Origin of the sequence: Patiriisocius sp. (assembly GCF_051252435.1) — a bacterium.
In the GTDB taxonomy this organism is placed as follows: domain Bacteria; phylum Bacteroidota; class Bacteroidia; order Flavobacteriales; family Flavobacteriaceae; genus Patiriisocius.
This window is the reverse complement of record NZ_JBPOFW010000005.1, coordinates 97289-119252: the sequence shown is the minus strand read 5'-3', so window position 1 is coordinate 119252 and position 21964 is coordinate 97289. Positions and strand designations below refer to the sequence as shown.

At 36.0% G+C, this 21964-nt stretch carries 14 protein-coding genes; 8 read left to right on the top strand and 6 right to left on the bottom strand.

Annotation, left to right across the window (positions count from 1 at the left end):
• Window positions 1-343 precede the first annotated feature (343 nt).
• From tssD (ACSHW7_RS12160) to ACSHW7_RS12130, 7 genes are all read left to right on the top strand, one after another.
• Window positions 344-730: a type VI secretion system tube protein TssD gene (tssD, locus tag ACSHW7_RS12160; protein WP_435679630.1), complete on the top strand. Its 387-nt coding sequence runs from the start codon at window positions 344-346 to the stop codon at window positions 728-730.
• A gap of 103 nt (window positions 731-833) precedes the next feature.
• The gene (gene tssD, locus ACSHW7_RS12155) at window positions 834-1235 is read left to right on the top strand and encodes a type VI secretion system tube protein TssD (protein WP_435679629.1); all 402 of its coding nucleotides are present in this window, start codon (window positions 834-836) and stop codon (window positions 1233-1235) included.
• A gap of 12 nt (window positions 1236-1247) precedes the next feature.
• Complete coding sequence (locus ACSHW7_RS12150; protein WP_435679628.1) at window positions 1248-3017, top strand: type VI secretion system Vgr family protein; 1770 nt, start codon at window positions 1248-1250, stop codon at window positions 3015-3017.
• Window positions 3018-3023: 6 nt separating this feature from the next.
• Window positions 3024-4385 (top strand): hypothetical protein, encoded by a 1362-nt coding sequence (locus ACSHW7_RS12145; protein WP_435679627.1) that lies wholly within the window; start codon window positions 3024-3026, stop codon window positions 4383-4385.
• A 3-nt stretch (window positions 4386-4388) separates the two neighbouring features.
• A complete protein-coding gene (locus ACSHW7_RS12140; RefSeq protein WP_435679626.1) occupies window positions 4389-8618 on the top strand; it encodes a DUF6531 domain-containing protein in 4230 nt (1409 codons plus the stop codon).
• Between the two features lie 2 nt (window positions 8619-8620).
• On the top strand, window positions 8621-9139 hold the full coding sequence (locus ACSHW7_RS12135) for a hypothetical protein (RefSeq protein ID WP_435679625.1): 519 nt from the start codon (window positions 8621-8623) through the stop codon (window positions 9137-9139).
• Window positions 9140-9145: 6 nt separating this feature from the next.
• The gene (locus ACSHW7_RS12130; protein ID WP_435679624.1) at window positions 9146-9523 is read left to right on the top strand and encodes a hypothetical protein; all 378 of its coding nucleotides are present in this window, start codon (window positions 9146-9148) and stop codon (window positions 9521-9523) included.
• Between the two features lie 37 nt (window positions 9524-9560).
• Here ACSHW7_RS12130 and ACSHW7_RS12125 read toward each other — a convergent pair whose 3' ends face one another.
• From ACSHW7_RS12125 to ACSHW7_RS12115, 3 genes are read right to left on the bottom strand one after another with little or no spacing between them, the layout of a single operon-like run.
• Window positions 9561-10910, bottom strand: a complete 1350-nt coding sequence (locus ACSHW7_RS12125; protein WP_435679623.1) for a DUF5458 family protein — start codon at window positions 10908-10910, stop codon at window positions 9561-9563.
• 1 nt (window position 10911) lies between these two features.
• Complete coding sequence (locus ACSHW7_RS12120; RefSeq protein ID WP_435679622.1) at window positions 10912-11361, bottom strand: hypothetical protein; 450 nt, start codon at window positions 11359-11361, stop codon at window positions 10912-10914.
• Window positions 11362-11398: 37 nt separating this feature from the next.
• The gene (locus tag ACSHW7_RS12115; protein ID WP_435679621.1) at window positions 11399-13882 is read right to left on the bottom strand and encodes an ATP-dependent Clp protease ATP-binding subunit; all 2484 of its coding nucleotides are present in this window, start codon (window positions 13880-13882) and stop codon (window positions 11399-11401) included.
• Window positions 13883-14356: 474 nt separating this feature from the next.
• On the opposite strand from ACSHW7_RS12115, the gene ACSHW7_RS12110 reads away from it, so the two are divergent.
• Window positions 14357-16156, top strand: a complete 1800-nt coding sequence (locus tag ACSHW7_RS12110) for an ABC transporter ATP-binding protein (protein ID WP_435679620.1) — start codon at window positions 14357-14359, stop codon at window positions 16154-16156.
• 5 nt (window positions 16157-16161) lie between these two features.
• On the opposite strand, the gene ACSHW7_RS12105 is transcribed toward ACSHW7_RS12110, so the two are convergent.
• The 3 genes from ACSHW7_RS12105 to pgi all read right to left on the bottom strand — a co-directional run bounded on the left by ACSHW7_RS12105 (window position 16162) and on the right by pgi (window position 21948).
• Window positions 16162-17703 (bottom strand): YifB family Mg chelatase-like AAA ATPase, encoded by a 1542-nt coding sequence (locus ACSHW7_RS12105; protein ID WP_435679619.1) that lies wholly within the window; start codon window positions 17701-17703, stop codon window positions 16162-16164.
• A gap of 100 nt (window positions 17704-17803) precedes the next feature.
• A complete protein-coding gene (locus ACSHW7_RS12100; protein WP_435679618.1) occupies window positions 17804-20281 on the bottom strand; it encodes a S8 family serine peptidase in 2478 nt (825 codons plus the stop codon).
• A gap of 173 nt (window positions 20282-20454) precedes the next feature.
• Window positions 20455-21948: a glucose-6-phosphate isomerase gene (gene pgi, locus ACSHW7_RS12095; RefSeq protein ID WP_435679617.1), complete on the bottom strand. Its 1494-nt coding sequence runs from the start codon at window positions 21946-21948 to the stop codon at window positions 20455-20457.
• Between the last annotated feature and the right edge of the window lie 16 nt (window positions 21949-21964).

The window sequence follows — 21964 nt, the reverse complement described above, 5'->3', positions numbered from 1 at the left end:
TTGATTGTTTTTTCTTCGGAAATAGAACCAATTTAACATCTGTAATTAAAAATTACCATCTAGATTCTCTTATTTATAGACTCAAATTTTAGAATTAAATTAACAAAGGAATGTACTCTTGTCCTAAAAGCTATAAACAACTATAAATAAATACATTAGACATAAACAAGAACAAAACTCCCTTTTTTTACCCTTCAACTTAAAAACGATGTATTTAATCCATTGTTTCTAAATTAATGGATAGATTTTTTTTTCTAACTAATTCATTTTCATACTTTTAAAAGATACATATTTTATATATATACTTAAATATCTTTTTATTACTAACTAAAAAATTTTTATTATGTCTTTTAAAGCAAAATTAAAAGTAAGCGGAAATGAATACAACGTACTGAGTTGTTATTATGAATTACATCAAGAAACTGATGCAACGGGAAGACCTTCTTCTATTACTAGAGGTGGTAAAATTAAATTAGTCGTGGAATCTACGGCAGACACGAGTCTTTCAGACTGGATGTTCAATAACTTTGAGCGTAGAGATGGTTCCATAGTTTTCTTAAAAAGAGATACAGATGCTACTTCAAAGGAGCTAAAATTTACTGAAGGATATATGGTAAAATATCAAGAAGGCTTTGATTCAACGGGCCAAAACCCTATGAATGAGTCGTTCGTTATTTCTGCAAAATCAATAGGCATAGGTAATGGTGAACATGTAAATGACTGGGTATAAACAACCTGTCATTTAACTAATATAATTTTAGCAATGTAAGGGAGTGATTTTTTGTCGCTCCCTTACTTGGCTTAAAATAAGTTTAACCTATTATCCAGCCATTATGTCCTTTTTAGCAAAAATAATCATCGAAGATGATGAAATGAACGTGCTTTTTTGTTCCTATGAATTTTCTCAAAAAATTGATCATAGTGGGCGTGTTATAGAGGCAGTTCGCAGTGGATTGATACATATAACTATAGAATCTACCCAAAACACAAATTTAACACACTGGATGCTCAACCCTTACGAATTTAAAAAAGGGAAAGTAGTATTTTATAAAAGAGACGTTATGTCCAGCAACAAAACATTGGTTTTTGAGGATGCCGTCTGTGTATTTTACAAAGAAATATTTGATGCATACAATGCAGTACCCATGAAGACCGAAATAAAAATTTCGGCAAGAATCCTTGAGTTAAATGATGCGGTGCATACTGAGGTGTGGACTTCAAAAAAATTCACATAAAAACTCCCCCTCATGGCAGTATTACAAACAACTACTATACATATAAGCGGCAAAGCAGTGGAGGGTTTCCAGCACCTAAAGCTTATCCAAGATATTAAAACACATACCGAATTGATTGTCCACTTCCCTATGGATATTTTTGAAGGAAATGAACCCATAGAAAATCATGGGCTAAAAAGCAAAGAATATCTTGGCGAAAGAATTTCAGTTGAAATAAGTTCAAAATATATAAAACAGACAATAAATGAACTTAAATTTTCTGGAATTATTACTGAAATTTCAATTGTTCGAGGTGAAAACTCAGAGATGGGAAATATTATCATCATTTCCGCTAAAAGTAACGACATCATCTCAGATGACGGGCCAACATATAAATCTTTTGAAGAAAAAAATCTTAGGGATATAGCTAAAGATTGTTGTAGCGAGTATGGGCTCAAAACAGTAATTTCTCCTTCGTATAGTGGCGTATTTCAATATATCGTTCAACACAATGAAAGCTCCTATCAATTTTTACACAGATTGGCAAGACGTTACGGTGAGTGGTTCTATTATGATAATGATACAGTCTATTTTGGTAAACCTAGCGATGAGGTAGTCCATCTAGAATTCAATTTTGATTTAATTGACATTCAAACCCAATTAATCCCGCAATCTCATAATTACAAATTTGTCTCAAATAATTACACAGAAGATAAAATCGTTGATGATGACTCAAAAGGAGGCATTAGTTTTCATAATAATAAAACCACTACTACAGATAAGGCGGGTGAGAACATTTTTAGGAACAAAAAAAACATCTGGTTGAATCTATTTGACGACCACAATACAAACGACTTACTAAAAATATTAGGAAAAAAACAACGAGAGGCAATTGCATTAAACCAAATTAAAGTGAAGGGATTGAGCTTAAATCCTGGCGTTACAATAGGTAAATTAATAGACGTTGACGGAGAAAAATACCGTATGACAAAAGTAACGCATACAGTAAGCTATATTGGTGGTTACACAAACCAATTTGAAGGTGTCTCCGGTGACCTAGACGCCTCGCCACTAACAGATATAAACGACTACCCAAAATCTGGAAGTCAAATTGCAATCATTACAAAAAATCACGAGGACCCAGATAAATTAAATAGAGTACGAGTTCAATTTGCTTGGCAAAATGATACGGGAGACCAAAGTCCGTGGATTCGTGTTGCTGTACCACACGCAGGTAACGAACAAGGTATTCAGTTTTTTCCTGAAATTGGTGATCAAGTAATCGTAGATTTTGAAGGTGGAAATGCAGAATGTCCTTATGTCGTTGGTTCTGTCTATCACAAAAATCAAAAACCAGATGGAAGCGTTGGAGAGGAGCATAATTTTATCAAAGCCATTAAGACAAAAGGTGGAAGTTTAATAAAATTTAATGATGAGGACGGAAAAGAAAGCATCACGATAACAGACAAAAAGAACAACACCATCCTCATAAATGCCGAAGATGATAGTATAAGCATCACGGCAATAAAAAATATTGTAATCGATGCCGGTGGAGACCTTCTTTTAAAATCAAAAGGAAACTTCACCATAGATGCTACTGGAGATATTCTTCAAAAATCTGCTAAGAACATCAATGTAAAAGCAGAGATGAATCACGAATTAAAGGCCGGAATAAAATCGTCCACAAAAGCTTTAATGATTGAATCGAAAGCAGATGCTAGTTCAAAATTAGAAGGTGCAATGGTAGATATAAATGGTTCGGGGATGACAAACGTAAAAGGTGGTGTAGTTAATCTTAATTAATGAACAATGAGCCTCGAACACAATCCCATAGCCCAGCTAGTTACGCAAATACAAAATAAATGGAAAGAAGAGGTTACTCCATTTCCACTCTTAAAGTTAGTACGTTGGCTCATCATTCCAGAACAAGCCAGACTCTACGAAGGTTTCTTAAGGTTAGAATCTACCGCAAGCGGAAATTTGCCAGACATGATAATCGTGCTATTGACGCCATTTACCTCAGCTAAAAATCACAGTAAAAACCTTATTCAAAACTGGATAGAATCATACAAAAAAGACACTGAAACCATTAAAGCGTTAAAAGAAAGAGACCCCAATTACAATTGGGACACAAGTGTTTATGAAGCTAAAATTTCCGAAGACCAAAAAGAAAACAACCTCTTATTGATTGAAATGCTCCATGATTTTCAAAATCTACTACCAGAAGATGACAGAGTGCTTACGTTTACATTATTTCCTTATAGCATTGAAGATACAAACGATTACGGTAAATGGTTGGTTACAATGATTGAATTTGGATTACCAGAACACGTTCGGTTTATGATTTTTGATTATGCAGACGAGCGACATTTTGATCTTACAATGAAGGAAGCGGAAGATCTGGGTAAATCACTTTCTGTTCCATTGGATCTTGATGGTGCTATTTCAAAAATATCTGAAGCCGGAGATCCCAATAAACCTGACGTGCAGTTTAGAAAGTGTGTTGCAAAAATGTCAAAGGCCGTAAGTAATAATAACACAGAAAGCGTCCATCTATGGGGCAAAAAAGCCATTGAGGCGGCGCAACGCTCTGGACTTAAAAGTTTTTTTGCCACAGCGCACATCGTATATGCAGGAATGTTGTTTGAATTCAAGGAATTTGAAATCATTCAAGAATTGTTATCAAAGGCGCTTACACTTGCTAAACAAGGACTAAAATCTGGAGATGATAACTGCAAACCTATACTTATTCAGGTCTATGGTTTTCAAGCAAGCGCAAAACAATTGGAAAAAAAACCAGAAGATGCCGCAACCCTATTTTGCAAACAAGCAGATATCGCACTTGAATATGGCTACCCACAACAGCCGTTGACAGCGTGGTGGTTGGCATACAATGCTATTAAGAAAAAAGATAAGGAACAATACAAATCTATTGTAGAAAAGGCGTACGAATTTGGCAGCCAGCAAGAAGTTGATACACTTCAATCAACTTGCATGACCTTTATTGCGGCAGACTACTACAACATATTAGACAAGCAGAATGATAAAGAACAATGTAAGGAAATAGACACTTTTATGATTACCGTTGACGGTGAAGATTGGAGAAGTCAAGTAGAGGCGAAAAGAAAAGAAATGGAAAAGCGCAAGCTATCCTTATTCAATTGGTTTTAGGCTATGATGCCAGCAAATAAACATATGGATCCTGTAATGGGCGTGGACATACACATTGTAATGATCCCTACGCCTGCCGGTCCTGTGCCTACTCCACTACCCCATCCATTCGTTGGGATGATTATGGACCCCATGGATTATGTTCCTAAAGTAGGCGCTACCGTTATGGTAAATAAAACGCCCCGCGGAAATAGTACAACAGCTGGAATGCTAGGTACTAAAGTACACATACCCATGGGGGGACCTTTCCAAATGGCGCCAACGATAGGTCATGATTCTAACAATTTTTTTGGAAGTCCTCGAGTTACGGCAGATGGTTCTTATTTTAGTGCTTCCGGCTTTATGGTCATGTCCTGTAACGATGTGGGAATGCCACTCACCGCCGCACCGGGAAAAAAAATGAAACCAAAACCGGGCTTATATCTTCCTTCATCGGCAACAATTCCAATTCCTAAAGGTCCTCCGGTAATCGTAGGTGGTCCTTATGTGCCAGATGTAGTTGGTGCGCTTTTGGGATTAGCAATGTCCTTTGGTATGGGAGCAGCAATGAAAGCTGCTGGTAAAGGATTGAAGAAATTAAATCATTCTGTATTAAAAAAATTTCCTGCCACACAAGGACTCAGCAAAAAGCTCTGTAAAATGGGTTTTGAACCCGTTGACTTAATTACTGGGCGCATGGTCTATGATGGGGAGGATTTTTATATTCCAGGCGTTATTCCTATTTCTTGGCAGCGCAATTGGTATTCAGATTCTGGATACAAAGGGATTATGGGTCATGGGTTTCATTGTAATTATGATACCGCGCTACATATTGAAGAGGCCGACCAAGCAATTGTACTTAGATTACCAGACGGCAGAGTGACCAGTTTTCCATTATTGATTGCTGAAAAAGATTCCTACTATTTACGACAAGAAAAATTAACCCTCACTTGTATTGATAGTACGACATATGAAGTAAAAGACCACGATTCTGGATTAACACATGTGTTTTCAAAGAGTACTTCTTCAGTGTTTAAAATTTCAGAAATTAAAAATTCTGATGGACTGTCAAATACATTTTATTATAACGCAGCTAATAATTTAGAACAGATTATTGATACCGCCGGAAGGAGAATAAATATTACAACAGATGCCGAAGGAAGGGTTACAAAAATTACGGCTACACATGATGGCGCGCACAAAATTTTAATCGCTTATTCTTACAATGAACAGGGTGATTTAATTGGAATTACCGATGCGATGGGTAAAACCACCACAATGGAATATCAAAACCACCTAATGATAAAAAAGACGGACCGAAATGGCCAATCTTTTTATTGGGAATATGACGGCAAAAGTACAGGAGCAAAATGCACAAAAACGTGGGGTGATGGAGGAATTCTTGCGGGTAAAATAGTATATGGAAAGGGTCAAAATTTGGTAATCAACTCTCTGGGGCATCAAACTATCTATTATTTTGACAGCAACAATCTGTGCACCCAAGTAACGAATCCAGAAGGCGGACATATATTTCATGAATATACAGAGTTCATGGAACCATATCGCGATATTGACGAGGAAGGAAATATAACTGGGTATAGTTATGATGACCGCGGAAATTTAAAAAACCTTGTCCAGCCAGATGGCTCTGCCTATTCATTTATGTATGACGAAGAGGAAAGATTAATTTTAACTATTTCGCCGGAAGGTGCTACAAACTCTAAAGTTTTTGTTGAGGACAAACTATTTGCTACCGTAGATGCAAACGGCAACACTTCAAGTTTTGCGTATAATTCTTTTGGTTTAATTGAAACCATCACAGATAGCAAGAGTAATGAGACACTACTTTTTTATAACAAAGACTTAAATCTCAAGAAAGTTATATTTCCGAATAAAGGAATTGCTACTTGGCAGTATGATGCCTGGGGTAATTGCATTCAAAAAACGAATGCAGAAAACCACACCGAGCAATTTACATACGACGCTCTCGATAGAGTTACAAAAGTGAAGTTACCAGACCATAATATTATTTCTCTGAGTTATAACGCTTATGACGAGGTAATTGAAATCATAGATGCAAAAAAGAATATAGTACGTTTTGACTATACTCCTTTGGGTAGTTTAAGACAGCGAAAAGAAAATAGTGTTGAGGTCGAATTTAAATATAATACTGAAGAACAACTCGTTGCCATTGAAAACGAACATGATGAGCGGTATCTTTTTGGCCGTAACAAAAACGGAAACATTGTAAACGAAACTGGTTTTGATGGCCTTCGGCGTGAATATATCCGGGACATTTCTGGAAAAATAATTAAAACTGTTAGACCCGATGGAAAATACACCGAGCAGGAATACAACACCAATGGCCAGCTCACCCGCAACGAATACAGTGATGGCACCTGGGAAACCTTTAGTTATAACTCAGATGGGCATCTCATTGAAGCTGTCAACCAACTCACAAAAGTTACGTTACTTCGGGATCAAGCTGGCAATATTCTGTCGGAAGACCAAAACGGGTACAATGTTGAAAGTGAATATGATATCTTCGGAAATAAGGTGGGAATTACAAGTAATTTAGGCGCAAAAATAGACGTAACCCGAAATAAATCTGGATTGGTAACACAAACCAAAGCTACCGTAGATAAAGAAAATTCATGGTCAGCTTCCTATAAATACAATAGCATTGGCCAAGAAATTGAACGTGTATTACCAGGAAATATTAAAAGTACTTTTCAATATGATTCTGCGGGCAGGCCAATAGCTCAAAAAGTAAATAGCATCCATAAAGAACAACGCAACCGTAGTTATCAATGGAATGCAGATGACCAACTTCGGAAAATGACCAACGAATTGACCAACGGTCATGTAACATACGCTCATGATAGTTTTGGAAATCTCGCAAGTGCCCGTTATGAAAACAACCAATTTGATTACAAGTTACCTGATGAGGTTGGAAATCTATTTCGGAATAAAGACCAAAATGACCGTGAATATGGTAAAGGAGGAAAATTATTAAAAGCGAATGGCACCACCTACAAATATGACGCAGAGGGTAATTTAATTACAAAACTTACCGCAACTGGTGATTGGAATTACAGTTGGTACGGTACCGGGATGCTTAAAAATGTGAGCAAACCCAATGGTGAGAACATCAGTTTTGAATATGACGCGCTTGGAAGACGAACAGCAAAAATCGTTGCACCGAGAATGTCGCACAAAGATACCATTATTACCAGATGGGTTTGGAATGGCAATGTTCCTTTGCATGAATGGAAATATAATATAGATGACCGCCCTAACTGGCAGGTAGATGAATTTGGTGATATTACAAAAGATAAAATTGAACCATTAGGATTTGAACATCAGTCTTTAATCGAAGATATTGAAGTTCAAAAAGAAGAAGGCGATGAAATAGAGACTCCAATCCCTAAAAAAGGATTTACGACTTGGATATTTGACGAAGATACGTTCAAACCTGCGGCAAAGATAATTGATGACGAGCATTTTTCAATCATTACAGATTACTTAGGTACGCCCGTTGAAATGTATGATAAGCAAGGGAACAAAGTTTGGGAAGTTGAATATGACATCTATGGAAAAATACGTACCTTAGTTAAAGGAAGTCTAGCAGATTGTCCATTTAGATTTCAAGGGCAGTATGAAGATGAAGAGACGCATTTGTATTATAATAGGTTTAGGTATTATGCCGCTGAAGAAGGAGTTTATATTTCTCAGGATCCTGTAAGACTCGCTGGAAAAAGCACAAATTTATATGGATATGTAAATGACTCTAATAAACAGCTAGATATTTATGGACTTGAATTCACAACTTTTGGTGAATTTGAGCAAGGCATGCAAGGTACTTTTGATGACAGCAATCAAATGCGTTTCAATAAACCTAAAAGTAATGATTTAGATGCGCAAGAGGGCTGGAAACAATATCAATTAAATAAAAATAGTACTGATGTACCAGTTATCGGTATATTGGACGATACTAAAAATTATAAAAAACAAAATGGTTACCAAGTTTTAGATTCGAAAAGATGGAGTCCTGGAGTTAACAAATCGTGGGTCCAAGGTGGGATAGACGCTGGTAAAGAATTTCAAATCGTAAGTCTTCAAAATGCTACAACTTTAATTTCTCAAAAAGGAGGAAATAAAGGAAACCCCTCTGTTTTTGCGGCTGAGTTAAAACAACTTAAAGCAGCTGGATATACAGAAAGTAATGGAAAGATGGTGCCCCCATGTAAATAAGTATGAAAAAAATAGATCAATTAATAAAACTAATTATAAATACAGAGAGAGAATTAATTCTTTCTAAACAAAAGTATATAACAGACAAAATTGATATTAATAAGGATGGATGGATGGAAAAAGTGCAAATAGAGAATCAAAATTTCCTAAACTATAATAAGTATATCCTAGCAAAAGCAAGCAATACATTGATTAACGATTTTGATAATTTAAATAAAGGAGAAAGAGATTTATTATGGAATGCTTTTTCTAATTCAGATCTATTTAACACCTACTTTGGAATCTATGAAGATGATATAAAAGTTGAATCTTTCAAAGACAATTTTATAAAATTAATTATTCAAGATTTAGGTAATGATACCCGTGATGCGCTATTAGAAATTGAGGAATTAATAGAATATGCCAAAGAAAATAATATAGATTATGTGTCTACAATAAAGGAAGTTATTCCATATTCAAATTCAGTTGACAAACATGGAATGGGTTCTATGAAATCAATTTTAGAAAAAATAATTTCATAATTTACTATGGTTTTTTTCTTATACTTTATCTGCTTATTCGCTTTAGAGTTTAATTCTATAAATGATGAAAAAATATCTAAAGCCACAATAACCTCCATTAAAACAAACACCTCTGGGAGAACAACGTACGATATTGCTGAAATATGGTTCATTTCAGAAAAATTAGACACTATTTCAAGTAAAATTCAACTATACGGACTTCCATTTGTTGGCTCTTTTAAAGAAGTGGGTGATACTGTTGAGATTAGTTATGACCCAGAAAACCCATATTTAGTAAAAAGTATTGAACGTAATTTCCTAGAAAAATATGCCTGGCATATAATGATAGGAATCGCTCTGTTATTTTTAGGAATAAAATTATTGAAACGAAAAAAGACAGCCTAAATAGACTGCCTTTAATTTCTGGTTGGTATTTATCGTATTACTGTTGTTCGTAATCTGAGTCCCATTGGGTTCCATCATCTCCTTTTTGTCCATCCATCTTAATCATAAAATTCTTAGCCGGGAAATAAGGTGTCATGTGGATATCTAAATGTATTCTATCTTTCTGATTTGGATCTTGCTCAAAACGTTTGATAGAAAAATCTTCAATCAACTTGTCTGGTCCTGTAATTCCATCAAGGAATTTTACAATCTGTCCCATTAATTCCTTACGCGTTCTTGCATTGAAGTTTTCAAATGCACGACGGTTTAAGAAATCCATTAACACTTTAGTTACATAATCAAACACTCGTACTACAGAATAGGTTTGTAACCCTAAGTTGTCTCCGTTAAATAATGTTTTTGCAGAAAAAGCCATTACTTTACCGTACTCATTTACCATAGGCACAAGCCCCATTTTTTCAAGTTGGGCGATATCACTTTTCTTCAAATCGAAACGAACGCCATCTACTTCATTCAATCCACCAAACTTTTTACCAGCGGTAACCTGTGACATCAAAGTACTGTAAACCTTCCCTGCCAAAGCAGACGAAGGTGGCACATATAAATCTTCTTCTTCTCCCACTTCGTCATGCTTACCTCTACCTACTAGCCAGTTACAGGCCATCATAACATTTGAACGATATTTATCTCCACCTGTTAAGTTTGCAGCTTCGAACATTTCCATTACATCATCTGGTTCATCAAGGTGCTCAAAATCTGTTACTAACATTACTTTATTTTCATGTGCAATTTTTGCCCATTTTTCTACCACTTTGTTAGAACCCAAATATCCAGGAATTACTAGAAGACCATAATTATCTCTAAGATCTAGTCTGTCATAAGCTCCTGTAAGTTCTTCTGAAATTGCATCGATAAAACGCGTATTATCAAGATCTTTCATTTGATCAAGCTCTGCATTTACAATAGAAATATTTTTCAATTTATCAGATTCGCAGTTTTTATAAAATAAAGCTACAGATCTGTATGAACGTTCTAGATCTCTTGTTGCATTAATCGCTATCCCTAAATTTTTATTTAAAGATTGATGTGCATCTGCTGCTGCCTTTTCAGATCCTTCAACCATTTCAGCAATATCATCACTTCCTGACAATACTTTTGACCAAATCTCTAATGTTTTTTTAAGTGTTTCACGCTCGTCTTTCTTTGCCATTTCTGTTAAGAAAATACGCTTTCTTGCTTTACGTTCTGGATTCATATTTTGAACCCCTTCAATAGCTGCCTCTAAAAGGTCAAATCCTCCAAACTTTACAAGTTTATCACTACTTTCTTTTAAAAACTGTGCTGGATTTTCTACTGGTGAAAACTGCTGTTGTTCTTGTGATGCCATATTATTTGTTTTCTTCTATTTCGGTTAATAATGCGCGAATTGAATCTAGTAAAGCCTGCTTTGATTCTGGGTTATCCAATGCTGTCTTTAAAATTTTATTGGTCTTAAGTTGCTTGACAACTTTAATATATTGGTCTTTTTCAGTGTCAAGATCTTTTAAAAACTTGCTCTGTCTTGTAATGCCTTTTGCACCATAATCCCCAAGATTTGCAAATCGAAGCATTTCTTTTTTACCCACACCATCTGTATCTTCAAACTCAACCTCTACTTCGGGTTTATAGTGATCAAATACTTCGTCAACGGTTTTCAAACCTTTTTGAACTACTGGTTTTATAGCCGGGTCGTTCGTTAATTTTTCTACTAGTAGGGTTCTATTTTGAGGTATCTCGGCAAATGCTTCATTAGCATCTGTTTTTACTTCCGTTCCACCTATTCCGTATGTATCGCTCATAACATTATAGTTTTGTTAGTTAATAATTATTTAGTTGTTATTTAATATCCCACTTTAACTCGCCTTTTTTATCAATGTCAAGTTTGATTTTTGTTCCTTTTGAAATTTCTCCCGAAATAATCTTTTTAGATAACGGTGACCTTAAGTCACTACGAATAACACCTCGCAATGGCCTTGCCCCATACTTTGGGGTAAAGCCTTTTAATGCGAGCACTTCAGAAGCTTTGTCACTTATTTCTAAATCTATTTCCTGTTTTGCAAGTGCTTTGTACAAATCCTTTAATTGAATCTTAAATATCTTTTCTACATTCTCTTTTGTTATGGGTGAGAATGGAATGATTTCGGTCAATCTTCCTAAAAATTCTGGTCTAAAATGATTTCCCATAATCTCTAAGAGGTCGCTCGACTTTGGAATTTCGCCTTTGGCAAAAGTGTCGACCACATGTTGGCTCCCTATGTTTGAAGTAAACAATATTACAGCATTACTGAAATCTCCTTCTTTTCCAAGTCTATCGTGTAATTTTCCCTCATCAAGTATTTGAAGAAAAATGTCAAAAACCGAAGGGTGTGCTTTTTCAATCTCATCAAATAGCACAATTGAATAGGGCTTTTGTCTTATTTTATTGACCAATAAGCCACCTTCTTCATAACCCACATATCCAGGAGGTGCACCGTATAATAATGCGGCAGAATGCTCTTCTTTAAACTCTGACATATCAAAACGAATGATGGAAGTTTCGTCTTGAAATAAAAATTCGGCGAGTGCTTTTGCTAATTCCGTTTTACCGGTTCCTGTTGGTCCCGAAAAGAAAAATGACCCAATGGGCAATCCTGGCTTGCTAAGTCCTGAACGCGATTCTAAAACAGCTTCAGTGATTGTTTTGCACGCATGGTCCTGACCTATTACACGTTTTTTCAAAACTTCTTCTATATTGAGCAAACGCTCCTTTTCATCAGATTGTAATTTACCTGTTGGAATCCCCGTTTTATTTGCAATTGTTGAAGCAATATCATTTTTATTGATACTTGTTTTTTCTTTACTAGCTATCGTTTTTAAATTGTTGAGGATGTTTCCGAGGGTTTTAAAACCTTCTTTAGATTTATTTATCTTCTCAAAACTGTCATCTTCGCCCAATTCATCAAATAATAAATAACTCAATTTATCCTTCATTTGCGTGTACATCCACGACTGCTCAGCTAAAAGTTTTGCCTCTTCCAGCTTTTCATTTTTCAATGTATCCAAACGTCCTGCAAGTTTTTCGATTTCAGGAATAGAAGTCTCCACCATATATTTTGCGGCAGACATCGTTCTATCAATTAAATCCAACGCCGAATCCGGCAAACTACGTTCCTTATTATAACGTTTTGCAAGGCGTATGGCTTCGGAAATAGAATCCTCATCAATATCTAGTTGATGATGATCCGTAAAATAGGACATCGAATTAGCAATCATCCTGTGTGCTTCTGTCTCGCTAGGCTCACTAATTCTAACAATTTCAAATTGTCTTGCAAGTCCTTCGTCCACTTCAATATGTTTCCTGAAAGCATCATTCGTTGCCGTAGCGATAACGGTAACTTCTCCTTTTTTAAGTTCAGATTTGAGAATATTTACAAGCCCTTGATTTCCTGAATTTTTATCGGTCAAATTCTTCAATTCATCAATCAACAAAATAGGTTTTGCAAACTTTTTAATTTCATTAAAGACCTTTTGCAATCTATCTTCTATTTCACCTTTGTACCCTGCCCCAGAAACAAGATCGATAAAATCTAATTCAAACACCTTCGTATCTTGCAAATGACCCGGCATAGAATCGCTAATCGAAGCATACGAGAGTCCATTCATCATCACCGTCTTCCCCACGCCCGGATCTCCTAAAATAAGTACATTGGGTTTTGATCGCCTTCCTAAAATTTCTGTTATCATTTTTATTTCGGCATCACGCCCCGAAATATTTTCCATGGATTCGTTTTGTGCCGCTAACGTTTTATCGATGCAATATTTCTTCAATGTTTCGCCAGTACTTACAGCTCCGGTTGCCACGTTACCGCCGCTAGACGCAGCTGCATTGCTCGACGAGGGATTTGAGGTAGTTTTATTTCCGATGAAATTAAAAATCTCCTTAGGAGTAAGTGGAAATGTTTTGAGCTGATCATAAGAAAAACCCACACCCGGCGTACAAATCGAAATCAGAACACATTGCTCATTGACAGTATCTAAACCTAATTTGAGTTTAATATTATCTGCCTCATAAAGTACGGCTTCAACAGATGCGTCTCCGGCGGGAGCTTCTGGAACTTTTGCTGTTTTTGGCATGGTCTCCAGCCGTACCTCTGCCCATTCTTCCACATAATAGGCATCTTGCCCCATGGCATCGATAAATTTCATCATGCCTATTTCCTTGTGCAACAATGCTTTGAGTAAATGAGCGGCGCCATATTTTTCATGCGCGTATTCCTTTGCGAGTGCCTGCGCTATGTGCAAGGTTTGCTTCAAGGAATCTATGAGTTGGTAGTCTGCCATGTTGGTTTAGTTAGTTGGTCTAAAACGCCATAGTACGTTGACATACAGGGCGTAATAAAGATTTAATTAACAAATTATTAGGATGCCGTCAAAATCTATTCGTTGATGTGTTTAAAAATCAAGTTTAAATCACGAATACCATTAAAAAACAAAAGAATGAATGTTATAATTTTCTCGGAAATATTAAATATTTGAAATATAAACTGCTAAAAAACAAAAGCTTATTTAAGAAAAGGAATTTAAATATTGAAATATTATTACTGGAAATTTAAAGTTTATCAACATCTATTTAAACCTTTTTATATAATCGAAATCTAAAAAATGTAAAACTTTCATTCTTTATAAAATTTTATATAAAGTTGAAAATTGTTACGTGGAATTACTTAAAAAATTGGACTAGTTTCGTTGAGCCACTTTTATAAAATGATGCTCATAGTGCACAAAGGATATTTAAAGTGTAGAAATCTCTATATAATGGAAGAAAAATCAAGATTGAGCCTTTTACAACTATTTCAAAAATTACTGAAATATGTAAAACCTTATAAATATTTAGCATTTGCAACTTTGGTTTTGACGCTAGTTGGCGCATTTTTAGCTCAAGTAAATGCACTCGTTTTACGATATGCAGTTAATGAACTAGCTTCACTAAGCGAATCTAACAAATCAATACAAGATGGAATATCGCTACTCACAACCATAAGTGTTATCTTATTATCTAAAGAGTTTTTTTATGCTTTAATTCAATATGGTCAAAAGTTTTATGGTGAAAAGATGAAGATTTATATTTCAAGAGATTTTGCCCAACAAATTGTAGATAAGATTTTAACTTATAGAATGGCTTTTTATAGTTCTCCAGATAATGAAAGCGGGAGGTTACAGACGCGAATAGATCTTGGAATTTCAAGTCTTACACAATTAGTGAAAAACTTTTTTATTGATATTCTTCCTTTATTTTCCAGTGCAATAATTGCACTGTTCTTTATGTTCCAAGCTAATATTTATATAGGGTTAGTTAGTCTTGCCATTATTCCTGTCTTTTTTTACATAAGCAGTTTACAGGCAACAAAACTTAAAGGTTTTAGACGGAAAATGAGAGGTTTTAGAGAGTCTAGAAATAACGGAATCATAAGTCTAATAAATTCTATTACGGTTATAAAATCTTTTACGAGAGAAGATTTAGAGAGTAAAAAGCATGAAGAAATTCAGTTCAACATGACTGAAAATCAAATGAAAACCCGCCAATTAAGTTTTCTGTTTGACGGCGTAAAAACATTCACTGAGCAATTTGGGGTTGTTATCATTATAATACTCACATCCTATTTTGTTTTAAATGGCACTATGGATATTGGTGCAATTATGTTTCATATTTTGTTATTCAATAATGTTTCTGCCCCTATAAGGCAACTCCATCGCATTTATGATGAAGTGAATGATGCTTTGATTTATTCGGAAGCGTTCTTCGAAATCATGGATGCCAATGAAGAAACTGAATTTAGCGGTACTTATGTTCCCGAAAACATTATTGGAAATTTTGAAATTAAAAATATTGATTTTGCATATCCCAATGGAACAAGAGCATTGTTTGACGTTTCAATGGTCATAAAACCAAATACCATTAACGCATTAGTGGGTTTGAGTGGGGCAGGAAAAAGTACCGTTATTAATTTACTGGACAAATTTTATGAACCAACTACGGGAGCTATTTATTTAGACGGAATTGACTTGCAGAAATATGACACTCAATGGTTAAGAGACAATATTGGTTTAGTATTACAAAAAAATCACATTTTTAATGGAAGTATTGAAGAAAACATTCTCTACGGAAAAGAGAACGCAACCCGTGAAGAGGTAATCGTTGCTGCAAAAAAAGCACACATCCATGAACAGATTATTCAATTACCTGATGGATATAATTCAAAAGCAACATTGCTTTCTGGCGGACAACAGCAAAGGGTTTCAATAGCTCGCTTATTCTTAAAAAACCCTCCTATTATTTTTCTCGACGAGCCAACAGCAAGTCTAGATGCCATTGCAACTGAACAAATAAAGAAAAGCTTAGATGCCATTAAACAAGGAAGGACTGTTATCATTATATCACACAGTATTTCTCAAATTATAGATGCCGAAAATGTCATTGTAATGGAAGACGGAAAAGTAATGGAACAAGGCACACACGAAGAATTGTATGACAATGAAAAGGCTTACCATACAATTTTTAATGCCATGGCTAATAGTTTAAATATTGATAAGATTACAAATACGCTGAACGAGTAATTTTTCTACCCAAACCATCCATCTCTATCCAAACTTCTATATTGAATGGCTTCGCCAATATGTGTTCTGTTAATATTTTCTACGTTTTCTAAATCGGCTATGGTTCTTGCTACTTTTAAAATACGGTCATAGGCACGAGCGGAGAGATTTAATCGTTCCATTGCTGTTTTCAATAGCTGTAACGAAGCCTCGTCAAGTTTGCAATATGCTCTTATTTGCTTTACTCCCATTTGAGCATTGTAATGTATATTTTCAAAATCAGTAAAGCGTATGCTCTGTATTTTTCGGGCGTTGGTAACTCGTTCTCGTATTGCTGTGCTGGGTTCTCCCTTATGCTCGTCGCTCAATTTTTCAAAGGGTACAGGAGTTACTTCAATATGGATGTCAATTCTATCCAGTAATGGTCCTGAAATCTTACTCAAATATCTTTGCATTTCAGCAGGCGAAGATGTTACTGGCGCATCTGGGTCATTAAAATAGCCTCCAGGACTTGGATTCATACTTGCTACGAGCATAAAACTGGCTGGATAGGTCACCGTGAAACGCGCTCTAGAGATTGTAACATCTCTATCCTCAAGTGGTTGGCGCATTACTTCTAATACGCCTCGTTTAAATTCCGGCAATTCATCTAAAAACAATACTCCATTGTGGGCGAGCGAAATTTCTCCCGGTTGTGGGTATTGGCCCCCACCTACGAGTGCAACATCGCTAATTGTGTGATGTGGGCTCCTAAAAGGTCGAGAAGTCATAATTCCAGCTTTTTCTAATGTTCGTCCCGCAACGCTATGTATTTTTGTAGTTTCAAGCGATTCTTGTAAGGTCATGGGTGGAAGAATACTGGGTAATCTTTTTGCTAGCATTGTTTTTCCACTTCCCGGTGGTCCTATCAATATAATATTATGACCGCCTGCTGCTGCAATTTCCATACAGCGTTTTATAGATTCTTGTCCTTTTACATCAGCAAAATCAAACTCAGGTTCTGAGAGATGTTCGTAAAATTCTGCCTCGAGGTCCACGATGGTTTGTTCCAAGGGAATTTCAGCATTGAAAAAATCGATTACTTGACTTATATTCTCGATAGCAAAGACCTCTAATTCTTCGACGATGGCAGCTTCTTTAGCGTTTTGCTTCGGAAGGATAAACCCTTTGAAACCTTCTTCTTTTGCTTTGATAGCAATGGGCAATGCTCCTTTAATGGGCTGCAAATTTCCGTCGAGAGAAAGTTCGCCCATAATTACATAATCACTCAATGGATTTTGTTCTTTTATCTGACCTGTGGCAACAAGAATACCCATTGCAAGCGTTAAATCGTACGCCGAGCCTTCCTTGCGCAAATCGGCAGGTGACATGTTAAGAATCAGTTTTTTTCCGGGAATTTTGTATCCGTTATTCTGAAGTGCTGCGGCAATGCGGTAATTGCTCTCTTTAATAGCGTTATCTGGCAGTCCCACAAGATGATACCCCACGCCATTATCAACGTTCACTTCTACTGTAATTGTGGTAGCCTCAACACCAAATACGGCACTACCAAAAACTTTTGTAAGCATACTCTATGGTTAGAATGCTTGGGGAGTTTATTACTGTGAATATACAATAAAAAAATGGCTGTCCGGGGGACAGCCATTCTAAGTATAAATTAAAATTTAATTACTTTTTAATAATCTGCTTTACTGCACTTGTGTTTTGTGAAGTTATTTTCACAAAATAGGTACCTGAAGCTAATGAAGAAATATCAAGTGTTGTTACATTTCTATTAATAGATGAACCACTAACGCGCTCGCCCAGTACTGAATAAATTTCAACAGAATTTAAATCAACTGCTGCTGAAATTGTCAACACATTAGCAGTTGGGTTAGGATATAATTGAAGTCCTTCTATATCGTTTTCTCCAAAACCAAGTTCTGCTTCAGTTGTAAATATGTAAACATCAGAAAAATCTCCATCACCACACATACTTGTTCCTTTAACTCTCCAAAAATACTGTGTTTCAAATTCTAACCCAGAAACATCTGTCGTATTGTCTTCAGTAGTTACTGAAGCTACTATATCAGAAAATGTATTATCTGTAGCTAGTTCAAAAACATAATCTTCAACAACTCCTATTGCTTCCTCCCATTCAAATGTTAAGTTAATTGGTCTATTTATGACATTATTGGGTGGAGAACTTAATTCTACTTGTGAAATTGCAGCTGTATCAACCACTTCCAATGTAACTAATGTATTCGTTGTTTGTGAAGTACCTGTTGCAATAACTTTCATCGTATATGAACCGAGAGCCAAACTACTAATATCGTCTATGCTTAAAACTACAGTTCCGCTTTCAGTTAGTGAATTTGGTGTTAAAGTTGCATTTACTCCAGCAGGAACATCTTCAACTGTAAAGTTTATAGTTTCTGAAACTCCTTCATCATACAAAACATCTATATCAAAATCTACAGTCATTTCAGCTGGACAAGCTTGAATGTTTGCGTCTTCAGTTGAAACAGAAAAACTTTCATTTGAAATCCCTTCCATCACAACCGCAAATTCTTGGGAGTTACCTATCAAGAAATTCCCTTTATGATTTACTGTCAGTGCATATTCGCCGGCAGCGGGTGGTGTAAATTGAATGATTTCAATATTATCAACATTATTTACTCCTGTTGTTGCAGCTGCTGTGAAATTTGATCCATCTAAAATCCAAGGAGAAAATGTATTTGTAGTTCCTTCTTGTGTAATTATAGCATCTAGATCGTTAATCAAACTTGGAGTTGCTACATCGTTATTACCGGCAGGAAGAAGTTCTCCTTCAGGATCAGTCCAAGCAACAGCAACAAAAACATCGTTGGTCCCATCTGCTGTAAATGAAATTGTGTATGCTCCATTTGCGTCAATTGACGCTTCAGCAATCATAGATGTATCCCCGTTGTTAGAAATTACATCAGCAGCACGCGCTGTGTTCATTAAACCCCAACCAAATCTATAATCTGGTCCTGGAGCTGTACCAGCTTCATCCGCTGTCATCAAAGCGAGTGCTCTAAGTGTTGAAGCTCTCATAAATTCTCCATTTAAATCATTGTAATGCTGTTGCAATAACATTAAGCTCCCAGATACATTGGGGGTTGCCATTGAAGTTCCACTCATTACTGTATAAGATGAATTTGAAGGACCATTACTAGATGTCATACTAACACCTTTTGCAGAAAGGTCTGGTTTAATACGACCATCGTCTGGCGGTCCCCAACTACTAAAGCTTGACATTATAACACTACCAGGTCCTGTGTAGTTTAGCACTTCGTTTACCGCAGCTACTACAATATTATTTTTGGCTAAACTTTTATCAGTTAGATAGTCGTAGCCTCCATCGCCTGTATTTCCTCCAGATTGTCTGTCATTTCCAGCAGAACAAACTGGTAGATAATAAGGTGCATTATAAATAATACGATCTATATTTCTAGCATTACTATCATAATATCCAATATACCAAATTGGAGAATCACCTGCTGGAATTCCATAACTATGATTTGATACCAATAATCCTTCTCCAGCTTGTGAAGTCATTTCTGGCTCATCATTATTAAAATCATAAGCTACTAATGACGCAACATGTGCCATTCCTTTCACAGCTCCTGAAAATTCATCACCATTTCCAATCATCGTACCGGCAACATGTGTTGAATGGTTACTAATGCTTGAAGGGCTATCCATTTGGTCAGCTCTATCGTTTAAAAGATTGTGCGTAGAACGCACTCTACCACCATCCCAAATTCCACCAAGCATGTTTTCACCATTGAGGTCTAAGCCTGAAGCTCCACCAGAGTGAACAAGATTGGTACGGGTTGTAATTCCTCCCTCGCGGTTATCGGTTGTATAGTACATAGGGCTTCCGTCAGGAAATAACCCTACTAATAAAGCATTACCACCGTTAGGTAAATCAATTTCAATTTCCCAACCGTTTGCAGCAGCCGCAACCATTGCACGTTGTTGATTTTCTTCAAAGTTTGTTGCTAACTCAGCTTCCAATTGCGCTAAAGCAACTTGATCATACCTTGACGCAATTTCTTGTCGTTCAGCTGGAGTTTGAGCAATTGCTGTTGCCATACCGGCAAGCAATATGACTCCAGATAAAAATGTAGACTTTTTCATATTTGTATTTTAAATTTTATAAGATTGCTAATTTAATAAAAAGAGTCGGTAATTACGAAAGTAACTTTCAGTATAATGAAGAAAATATGAGATTTTAACACTTTTAGATTGCTAAAAATCAAAATACTCTATTAAATGTTGTAACCGTTAAAAAATTGAATAAGAAAGACCGCTTACAATTGTAATCTTTGGTTTGCCATTTTTTTACCTAATTCCACTCCCCATTGATCGTAGCTATAAATATTCCAAATTACTCCTTGCACGAACAATTTATGTTCGTAAATAGCAATTAAAGCTCCTAAAGTTTGCGGTGTCAACTTTTTGATAAATAAGGAATTTGAAGGTCTGTTTCCACTAAAGGCTTTGAAATTATTATCTACTTCGGTTTCTCTAGTTCCCATAAGTAGGGCATCTGTCTGTGCGTGGAAATTTGCCAATAATTTTCTTTGATGTTCTTCATTTCCGAAGAGAGATTCTTCAAACGCGATAAAGTCGCAGGGAATCAACTTTGTACCTTGATGAATCAATTGAAAAAACGCATGCTGGGCATTGGTACCAGTGCTCCCCCAAACAATTGTTCCTGTTTGATAATCTACAAAATCTCCATTTCGGTCAACCGATTTCCCGTTACTTTCCATCACTGCTTGTTGTAAATAGTCAACAAATTTTGAAAGATATTGTGAGTATGGTAAAACAGCTTCCGTTTCAGCTTGAAAAAAATTATTGTACCAGACTGACAATAAAGCCAAAACAACCGGGATATTTTCTGAAAAAGGAGCTTCTTTAAAATGAATATCCATTTCATTTGCACCCTTCAATAATTGTTCAAAATTTTTATATCCAATGGCGCAACACGTGGAAAGTCCCACGGCACTCCATAAAGAAAATCGTCCTCCCACCCAGTTCCACATAGTAAAGGTGTTATCTTCAGAAATTCCAAAATTTGAAACTGCATCCAAATTAGTGGAAACTGCAACAAAGTGTTTAGCAATAGCAGTTTCTTGAGCTTGCTCTAAAAACCATTTACGAACTGTCTGCGCGTTTGTCAACGTCTCTTGCGTTGTGAAGGTCTTCGATACAATAATAAAGAGCGTAGTCTCTCTATCCAATTGCTTCAGCGTTTCCATGACGTGGTCGCCATCAATATTTGAAATGTAATGTACTTTTAGGTGATTTTTGTAAAATGACAACGCTTCGGTAACCATCGCCGGGCCTAAATCGCTTCCTCCAATCCCAATATTTACAACATCGGTTATTGATTTTCCTGTGTAACCTTTCCATTTTCCGCTTATGATAGCTTCGGAAAAGTGCTCCATTTGAGATAATGTAGCTTTGATTTCTGGTTTTAGATTTTTGAAATCCCTCAATGCTGTATGCAGCACTGCCCTATTTTCAGTTTCGTTGATTTTCTCGCCCGAAAACTGAGCTTCGATTGCCTCCCTTAGTTTAACTTCATCAGCGAGTTCCAATAAAAGTTGTAACGTTTCTGAAGTGATTCGGTTTTTTGAATAATCGAGCTGAAAATCGTTCCATTGAATACTAAAATGTTCCGTTCGCCCCTTTTCCGAAGCGAATAAATCTTGCATTTCTACATCATTGATTTCTTCAAAATGCTGGGTTAATTTTTGCCAAGCTTTTGTTTTCGTTGGATTAATTTTTGGGAACATAAAAGGTTTTAAGAGT